The following is an 8,809-nucleotide window of genomic DNA, read 5'->3' as shown; positions in this document are numbered from 1 at the left end:
TTATTACTGATAGTATCCCTTGTCCCTGTTACTCCGAATGAAGAGATACAGTAGACGAATCCGGTGGCATCCTTTACGATGCTCTCTATCCTGTCTCCAGAGTTAAGAGCTACCAGAGGTATTATGCTTACCGCTGGATTTTTTGGAAGTTCTCCCTGTTCTTCCATGGGAAGATCAGGGATGATAAGACCGTCGATACCTGTTTCCTCACATTTTTTCAGAAACTCTTCTCCGCCGTAATTGTGTATAGTGTTATAGTAGACTAAAAAAACCAGGGGTATCTGACTCTGTTTTCTTATTTCAGTAACTGCATCAAATATTTTCTGAATACTTATGTCCTTGGACAGAGCCCTTGTAGAGGCAGCCTGAATCACAGGTCCGTCTGCCAGAGGGTCCGAATATGGGATACCTATTTCCACAAGTGCAGCTCCTCCACGTTCCATAGCCAGTACAAGCTCAGGAGTCTTTTCAATAGAAGGATCTCCTGCAGTGAGATATGCTATCAGATTTTTCTCTTCCTTTTTCAGTGCATTTTCTATTCTACCCATTACAGCTCCCCCTTTTGATATACTTCTAATACTGTATTTATATCTTTATCTCCACGTCCAGAGAGGTTTATTACCAAAATCTCATCCTTTGACATCTCTTTTGCTACTTTTACTGCATGAGCCACTGCATGGGCACTCTCCAAGGCCGGGATGATACCCTCTACTTCACAAAGAAGCTTGAATCCTCCCAGGGCCTCTTTGTCGTCTATAGGAGCGTACTCGGCTCTCTTGCTGTCATATAAGTAAGCATGTTCAGGACCTACACCTGGGTAATCCAGACCTGCTGATATAGAGTGTGCCGGAGTGATGTTCCCCATATCATCCTGCAGAAGGTATGTCTTCATTCCGTGAATGACACCCTTACTTCCCTTGAGCATTGCAAGTGCATGTTTGTCCGTATCTATTCCCTCTCCTGCAGCCTCTACACCGATGAGTCTGACCTCTTTATCGTTGACAAAAGGATAGAATATACCCATGGCATTTGATCCTCCCCCTATAGCTGCTACTATAGCATCAGGGAGCCTTCCCTCCTTCTCCATTATCTGCTTCTTTGTCTCATCTCCGATTATTCTCTGGAAATCTCTTACCATTGTAGGATATGGATGAGGACCTACAACTGAACCGATCACATAGAATGTGTCGTCAATTCTGGCAACCCACTGTCTGATAGCTTCATTTGTAGCGTCTTTCAGAGTCCCTGTTCCTGATGTTACAGAGTTTACAGTAGCTCCCAGAAGTCTCATTCTGAAGACATTCATCTCCTGTCTTACAATATCCTCCTCTCCCATAAAGACCTCGCACTCCATTCCTAACAGTGCCGCTCCTGTGGCAGTGGCAACCCCGTGCTGACCTGCTCCTGTTTCTGCGATGACTTTTGTCTTTCCCATTCTCTTGGCAAGGAGTAGCTGCCCCATTACGTTGTTTATCTTGTGAGCACCAGTATGGTTGAGGTCTTCCCTTTTAAGGTATATCTTTGCCCCGCCTACATGCTTTGTAAGAGAAGCTGCATAGTATAGAGGTGTCTCTCTTCCCACATAATCCTTTAGGTAATAATTTAGTTCTCTGTTGAACTCATCGTCATTTTTATATTTTAAATAGGCTTTTTCCAAATTTTCAAGAGGCTTCATCAAAGTCTCCGGCACATACTGCCCTCCAAAATCACCAAATTTTCTATCCATGTAATCTTACCCCCTCTATAAATTTTTCCACTTTTTCTCTGGATTTACCATTTTCTCCCTCTACACCGGAACTCACGTCTACCACTTGTGGTTTCACAGTTTTTACAGCTTCAGCCACATTTTCAGGACTGAGTCCTCCTGCCAGGATTATTTTATAACTTTCCGGCAGGCCCTTTATATGATTCCAGTCAAATTTCTTACCGCTTCCGGGAACACTGGAATCCACCAGAAAGGCATCTACAGCCCCCTGATACTTCTTTATATTTTCAAATATATTTTCGTCACCTACAAAACTTTTCCAGATCTCATACCCTTTAAAACTCTTGCAGTATGCTGGTGTTTCCGTCCCGTGAAACTGCAGTATATGGAGGCTGCAGGCTTTTGCGATTTCAGATACTTTTTCAGGAGTCTCATTTACAAAAACTCCGACTTTTTTTATATTTCTGTCCAGCATCTCTCCCAGCTCCCTGGCTTTTTCCAGGGTGACCTGTCTTTTTGATTTTGCAAAGACAAATCCTATATAGTCGGGCTTGAGTTCATTAACTATCTCTACATCTGACTGGTTTTTTATACCGCATATCTTTGCCTCAGTCATTAAATTCCTCCTTTAATTCCCGGGCCAGCTCTTCCATACTCTCGGCTCTCATGAAGGCTTCCCCTATAAGAACCCCGCTTATCTTTCCGTCCTTGAGCCTTTTCACATCTTCTCTTCTGCTTATTCCGCTCTCACCTATGACCAGGACATCTTCAGGAATATCTTTTGAGAGATCTATACAATTGTTCAGATCTACGTTGAAAGTCTTGAGATCTCTGTTGTTTATTCCTATTATTTTTGCTCCGGCCTCTAGAGCTCTTTTAACTTCATCAGATGTATGGGCCTCTACGAGGGGCTCCATCTGAAGGTCTCTTGTTATACCTATAAATCTTTTTAAAGTCTCATCATCTAAGATACTCACAATAAGAAGCACTGCAGACGCTCCGAGAGATCTGGCCTCGTATATCTGGTCTTCATCGATTATGAAATCCTTGCACAGAGTGGGCAGTTTAGTTATTTCAGAGACCTCTTTCAGATACTGTGGGTTTCCTTTGAAATAATCCACCTCTGTGAGTACAGATATGGCATCTACACAGTTGTCATAAGAGGCTGCTATGGCCTTGTGGTCAAACATCTCTTTTATTACCCCTTTAGAAGGAGAAGCTTTTTTCACCTCTCCTATGATGGAGAGCCCGCTTTTTTTCATGGCTTCATAGAAGCTAGGCGGAGTATCCAGTTTTTCAGTTATTTCAATGAGATTTTTTTTATCCAGACATCTTTTCTTCAGATATTCTTTTTTAGCTTTGACTATTTCGTCTAATATCATTTATTTCACCCTTTCCACGAAGCTTTTCACTGTTTCCATTACTACACCTTCATCTATGAGTTTAGCCGCCAGCTTTACCCCTTCGGTTATATTCTCAGTTTTCCCGTTTATGAAAAGTGCGGCACCTGCATTGAGGAGAAGAACATCTCTTTTAGCACCTCTCTCTTTTCCTGAAAGTGCATCTATGAGAAGCTGCTTGTTCTCTTCAGGATCTCCGCCTTTTATATCCTCAAGGGTGGCTCTCTTCAGACCAAAATTTTCCGGGAATATCTCATACTCTTTTATTCTTCCATTTTCCACTTCTACTACTCTTGTCTTTCCTGTGATGGATATCTCATCGGCACCGTCTTCCATTCCGTGGACGATAAGGGCTCTCTTACATCCCATCTTTATAAGGGCATCTGCCATATTGTCCATGAGTTTTTTGTCATATACTCCCAGAAGCATGTGGTTTGCTCTTCCTGGATTGGCCAGAGGACCGAGGATATTAAATATAGTTCTCACACCCATGGCTTTTCTTACCCCTGCCACTACCTTCATACTCTGATGGTATTGTGGGGCAAAGAGAAATGACATTCCTGTATCTTCCAGGGCGACTTGCATATTTTCCTTTGTTGTAGCGAGATCCATTCCCAGACTCTGGAGGACATCTGCACTTCCTGACTTGCTTGATACCGATCTGTTTCCGTGTTTTATCACTCTTATTCCTGCAGCTGCTGCTATAAAAGCTGTTCCGGTAGAGATATTTATACTGTGTATCCCGTCTCCTCCTGTCCCTACAGGATCAAAGGAGTCCTGGTCGTTTTCGAATACTACAGCCCTGTCCCTCATAAAGGTGGCTCCTCCCAGAATCTCCTGGGAAGTCTCTCCCTTTATTTTTAGGGCTGTGAGTATAGAGGCTGTCTGTATCTCAGATAATTTACCGTCAAATATATCCTCCATCAACCCGTACATTTCATTTGAAGTAAGATTCTTTCCGTCTAATAATTTTTTATATACATCGTTCATTTACATCACCTCTTCCAAAAAGTTTTTCATCATCTCTTTCCCTGCAGGGGTATTTATAGATTCCGGATGAAACTGAAGTCCCACAACAGGATAGTCTCTGTGTTTTACCGCCATTACTTCTCCGTCATCTGTTTCTGCCAGAATCTCCAGTTCTTTAGGCATAGTCTCTTTCTTCACGATTAGAGAATGATATCTGGCTATCTGTACATTCTGCTCTATTCCCTTAAATATACTAGTACCTGTATGAGTTATATTTGACACCTTTCCGTGGACAGCTTGTTTGGCAAGGATTACATCTCCCCCGAAAGCCTCCCCTATAGTCTGATGTCCAAGGCATATCCCCAGTATCGGATACTCTTTATATAGTTGTTTTACAACATCTAGACATATCCCCGCATCTTTAGGCGCCTTTGGTCCGGGAGATAACACTATTACTTCTGGGTTCAGTTTTCTTATCTCATCTATTGTGATCTTGTCATTCCTCACTACTTTTATATCCCTGTGAAGCTCCCCTATAAGGTGATATAAGTTGTAGGTAAATGAATCATAGTTATCTATCAAAAGTATCATCAGTTATTCCCCCCTAAAAATCTTCGTTATGGCCGCCCCTTTATTTCTGCACTCCATATATTCTGTTACAGGCACAGAATCCATGACTATTCCTGCTCCAGCCTGATATATGTACTCTCCGTCTTTATGCATGAGAGATCTTATAGTTATGCAGGTATCCATATCTCCGTTGAAATTTATATAACCTACTGCTCCTCCGTAAAATCCTCTTCTTTCTTTTTCAAACTCCTCTATTATTTCCATAGCCCTTATTTTAGGAGCCCCAGAAAGAGTACCTGCTGGAAGTACCGAGGCTATTACAGAAAATGCATCCTCTCCCTTTTTTACCTCTCCCTCTACAAGAGACACAATATGCATTACATGGGAGTATTTTTTTATTTCCATGTACTCTGTGACTTTTACCGTTCCGATCTCTGATACTCTTCCTATATCGTTTCTGGCAAGGTCTACAAGCATTACGTGTTCCGCCTTCTCTTTATCATCTGCCATAAGGTCTAGAGCAAACTGCTCGTCCTCTTCATGATTTTTCCCTCTGGGTCTTGTCCCTGCAATGGGAACTGTTTTTATTATTCCTTCCTGGAGGCTTACAAGCCTTTCTGGGGAACTACCTATTATCTGGTGTGTTCCATAGTCCAGGAAAAACATATAAGGTGACGGATTGATCTCTTTCAGTCTTTTATATATCTCAAAGGGATGCTTGCTACTTGTCACTCTGAATCTCTGAGACAGAACAACCTGAAAAATATCTCCCTGGATTATATATTCCTTTGCTTTTTTCACCATCTCTTCAAATTCCTCTTGAGTAGTATTTCCTGTTATCTCTTCAGAAGTTATATTTGCATCTTTTATCTCTATGGTGTTTTCCAGTCTTTTTTCCAGTTCGTCTAGAAGGATGCTCCCTTCTGCCTCATTATCAGCTATTGCTGTGAGATACATCTCACCTGTATCATGATTGATTACTGCACCTTTTTCAAAAATCATCATGACACTTTCGCCTACTTCAGGGTCATATGGATTTTCCATGGGAAGATCTTCATAGTCTCTTATTATATCATAGGCTATATTTCCATAAGCTCCGCCCACATATGGTTTCGGAGCATTTTCTACCTCTACACCGTCGAGAGCCTCTTTTATCAGCTCAAGAAATCTTTTGTCCTTTTTATATGATACCCCGTCTACTACATACTCTGTAACCCTGTCTTCAAATACCCTTTTAGGTCCCCCTCCTATAAAAGTAAATCCGGTATCTTTTTCGTCACTTTCAAAAAGTATACCTCTCTCCCCCTTTGATAATTTCAAGTAAAGGTCGTTGGTGGTAATAGTGTTTTTTATATCCCTAAAATAAACTTTCTTTTTCATGTTTCCCCCCTATGAAAAAAGACCTGCTATTTAGTCAGGCCCTTGAAAATTTGTAATAAAAAACCTGCTCCCTAGGGAACAGGTATTGCTTACAATTAATTTTTTCCGAATTTTTTTTTATTCCAAAAATTCCCTTTTTATGAAAGAGCAGCAAAACCTGATAATTTATTTGATTGGTCTGATATGCTATTCTTCCACCACCAAGTAAATCTTATCATGGGTTTTCCTCCTTCACATTGTTTTGTATTAATTTACAGTGTTTTGACGCAATAGTCAAGTGTTTTTTCAAAAAAGTTTTTTTAAAAACCTTTAAAACTAGTGTTTTCAGGGTTTTTTACGGACTTCTTTTATATTAAAAATTATTTCCTCTGCCACCTGCTGAGGGGCCTGTCTGCCGTCTATTTCAAATGTTCCTGTATCTTCATAGAGTTTTTTCCTCATTGACAGCAGTTCAGACATTTTTTCAAAAGAGCTGTTTTTTAAAAGAGGTCTCGTACTGTCAGCATGTAGTCTGTGATAAACTGTCTCAGAATCAACACTGATATAATATACCTCCTGCCCTTCTAGAAGCTCCCTACTTTTTTCATAGGTAACTATGCCTCCCCCTGTGGAGATTATCTGATTCTTTTTTTTCATGACTTTTTTCAGAGCTTCATACTCTCTCTCTCTGAAATATTTTTCCCCGTGCTGTTCAAACATTTTGCAAATGGACATTTCCCCGTCTTTTTCCACAATGGCATCTGTATCTACAAAAGAATATCCCAGTTTTTCTGACAGAATATTCCCCACAGTGCTTTTCCCCGATCCCATAAAACCTATTAAAAAAATATTATTATTCATAACTTAACCCCTATACACGACTGCTCTTATTGATAAGAAAAAGATCTGCCAAGGCTATTGCAGCGGCATTCTCTATTACCACGGTAGCTCTTTTTGCTATGCAGGCATCATGTCTGCCGTTTATCTGCAGTGTGTCCATCTCCCCTGTCTCAAAATTAAATGTATTTTGAGGAATATAAATACTGGGAGTAGGTTTTATGACTACCCTGAATACCACCGGATTTCCGTTGCTTATCCCGCCGTTTATTCCACCGTTGTTATTTGTGGCTGTCTTTACGCTGGCATCTGTTATGGAATCATTGTGCTGGCTTCCCTTTAGTTTTACCCCTTCAAAACCTGCACCGAACTCTATACCCTTTACAGCCGGAACAGAAAAAATCATAGAAGAGATATGGGATTCTACCGACCCGAAGAAGGGTTCTCCTAGTCCTACCGGAAGGTTTATACCGTTAAACTCAACTATTCCCCCTATAGAATCTCCGCTTTCCTGGATTTCAGTGAGAATTCCGTTTATCTCTTCTTCAGAAGAATTTCTGACATTAGTTTCCCCCACCTGTACCAGTTTTGCCTCTATTTTAGAACCTGCAAGTATTTTCTTTGCGATTACTCCTGCTGCCACAAGAGCAAGGGTGAGCCTTCCTGAGAAATGTCCTCCCCCTCTTATATCATTATTTCCGTCATATTTTTTCATTGCCACAAAATCAGAGTGACCAGGCCTTGGCATTCTCCTGAAAAGGCCGTAATCTTTTGATCTGGTGTCTCCGTTTACAAAATGTATGTTTATAGGGGCACCTGTAGTGTGTCCGTCACATATCCCTGAAATAATAACAGGCTCGTCGCTTTCTATTCTTTTTGTACTCCCGGCTCCTCCGGCTTTTCTTCTAGACAGGTCTGCCATGAATTCTTCTGTGTCCACAGGAATTCCTGCAGGACAGCCGTCTATCAAGACCCCTACACCCTTTCCGTGAGATTCGCCATATATGGATACCCTGAACATTCTACCGAAACTATTCATCCAAAAATGCCTCCTTTATTCTTCCTGCAAGTCCCTTTATTTTTCTCTTAGGAAGGGAACATACTGCCACCCTGATTCCCTTATTTACCATAATGGTATATATCAATTTTTCTTTTAGTTTTCTGTGGATTTTTTTTTGTTTCTCACTGTCTTCAATCTTGACAGTTATAAAAAACCCCTCTTTATATGGGTATACAGGAAGCTCCACCTCACTGGCTTCCTTCATAAATATATCTGACCTGTCTTTCAAAAGCTCAATATAAGAGTCTCTCTCAGTGATTACGGCTTCCTTTTTTTCTTTCTCCAAAATCAATTTTGCAAAGAGTTTCATACCGCCCTTTGGAATATTCGACCATACCGCCCTGGCACTGATTTCGTTGGCTCTCACAAAGTCTTCAATAACTTCTTGTGATGAGGAAACAGCTATCTGTGCCCCTACTCTCAATCCATAGGCAGTAAGGGTTTTTGAGATACTGAAAGCAAAGATAACAAGAAAGTTTTTATTTCTGCCATTTAGTTGCTCAATATCTTTTGTTATTTTTTTTCTGTCATTGGAAAAATCCATATAAGCTATGTCATCTAGAAGAATTACAGGACCATCTTTACTGAGTTCATTCAGGAAATCAATTACACCTTTCCATTCTTCAGAGGACAGGGAATATCCAGTAGGATTATGGCAGGGATCATTTATTACTGCCAGGACTTTCCCCTGTTTTTCCATTATGTATTCACATTTGCTTTTGAAAGAACCCATATCAAAGGCATCCCCGTCAAACAGAGAGTATTCTTCAGTTTCAAATCCAAATTCCTTGGCCATGAGCCAGTATGGTCCCCATCCAATCTCTGGTAAAAGTACAGTTTCACCTCTTCCCAGATAGTTTTTAAAAGTGGTACTTACTGCACCACTCCCACCAGGAGTCGCCACTACAC

General features: G+C 40.9%; 10 protein-coding genes. All 10 read right to left on the bottom strand.

Annotated elements, in window-relative coordinates:
- Positions 1-548, bottom strand: a 548-nt coding sequence (gene trpA, locus ABZA26_RS03110) for a tryptophan synthase subunit alpha (RefSeq protein WP_372713059.1), incomplete at its 3' end; no start/stop codon positions are given.
- Complete coding sequence (trpB, locus tag ABZA26_RS03105; protein WP_372713058.1) at positions 548-1,726, bottom strand: tryptophan synthase subunit beta; 1,179 nt, start codon at positions 1,724-1,726, stop codon at positions 548-550. The genes trpA and trpB, both read right to left, overlap by 1 nt.
- On the bottom strand, positions 1,719-2,321 hold the full coding sequence (locus tag ABZA26_RS03100) for a phosphoribosylanthranilate isomerase (RefSeq protein WP_372713057.1): 603 nt from the start codon (positions 2,319-2,321) through the stop codon (positions 1,719-1,721). Before ABZA26_RS03100 ends, trpB begins: the two co-directional genes overlap by 8 nt.
- Positions 2,314-3,087, bottom strand: coding sequence for an indole-3-glycerol phosphate synthase TrpC (gene trpC / locus ABZA26_RS03095; RefSeq protein WP_372713056.1), 774 nt, complete (start codon positions 3,085-3,087; stop codon positions 2,314-2,316). Before trpC ends, ABZA26_RS03100 begins: the two co-directional genes overlap by 8 nt.
- Positions 3,088-4,095, bottom strand: coding sequence for an anthranilate phosphoribosyltransferase (trpD, locus tag ABZA26_RS03090; protein ID WP_372713055.1), 1,008 nt, complete (start codon positions 4,093-4,095; stop codon positions 3,088-3,090).
- Positions 4,096-4,665 carry an aminodeoxychorismate/anthranilate synthase component II gene (locus tag ABZA26_RS03085; protein WP_372713054.1) on the bottom strand — a complete coding sequence of 190 codons (570 nt, stop codon included), beginning with the start codon at positions 4,663-4,665 and terminating at the stop codon, positions 4,096-4,098.
- Positions 4,666-4,668: 3 nt separating this feature from the next.
- A complete protein-coding gene (locus ABZA26_RS03080; RefSeq protein WP_372713053.1) occupies positions 4,669-6,024 on the bottom strand; it encodes an anthranilate synthase component I family protein in 1,356 nt (451 codons plus the stop codon).
- Positions 6,025-6,348: 324 nt separating this feature from the next.
- On the bottom strand, positions 6,349-6,864 hold the full coding sequence (locus ABZA26_RS03075; RefSeq protein ID WP_372713052.1) for a shikimate kinase: 516 nt from the start codon (positions 6,862-6,864) through the stop codon (positions 6,349-6,351).
- A 10-nt stretch (positions 6,865-6,874) separates the two neighbouring features.
- Complete coding sequence (gene aroC, locus ABZA26_RS03070) at positions 6,875-7,879, bottom strand: chorismate synthase (RefSeq protein WP_372713051.1); 1,005 nt, start codon at positions 7,877-7,879, stop codon at positions 6,875-6,877.
- Positions 7,872-8,809 (bottom strand): pyridoxal phosphate-dependent aminotransferase (locus ABZA26_RS03065; protein ID WP_372713050.1); only part of this gene is annotated, 938 nt, incomplete at its 5' end. The genes ABZA26_RS03065 and aroC, both read right to left, overlap by 8 nt.

Origin of the sequence: Ilyobacter sp., assembly GCF_041583315.1 — a bacterium.
Classification (GTDB): Bacteria; Fusobacteriota; Fusobacteriia; order Fusobacteriales; family Fusobacteriaceae; genus Ilyobacter.
This window is presented reverse-complemented; position numbering and strand designations above follow the sequence as displayed.

Bases quoted from the DNA above. Each gene is read 5' to 3' on its own strand.
- trpB (WP_372713058.1), bottom strand. From the start codon at position 1,726: ATGGATAGAAAATTTGGTGATTTTGGAGGGCAGTATGTGCCGGAGACT.
- ABZA26_RS03100 (WP_372713057.1), bottom strand. From the start codon at position 2,321: ATGACTGAGGCAAAGATATGCGGTATAAAAAACCAGTCAGATGTAGAG.
- trpC (WP_372713056.1), bottom strand. From the start codon at position 3,087: ATGATATTAGACGAAATAGTCAAAGCTAAAAAAGAATATCTGAAGAAA.
- trpD (WP_372713055.1), bottom strand. From the start codon at position 4,095: ATGAACGATGTATATAAAAAATTATTAGACGGAAAGAATCTTACTTCA.
- ABZA26_RS03085 (WP_372713054.1), bottom strand. From the start codon at position 4,665: ATGATACTTTTGATAGATAACTATGATTCATTTACCTACAACTTATAT.
- ABZA26_RS03080 (WP_372713053.1), bottom strand. From the start codon at position 6,024: ATGAAAAAGAAAGTTTATTTTAGGGATATAAAAAACACTATTACCACC.
- ABZA26_RS03075 (WP_372713052.1), bottom strand. From the start codon at position 6,864: ATGAATAATAATATTTTTTTAATAGGTTTTATGGGATCGGGGAAAAGC.
- aroC (WP_372713051.1), bottom strand. From the start codon at position 7,879: ATGAATAGTTTCGGTAGAATGTTCAGGGTATCCATATATGGCGAATCT.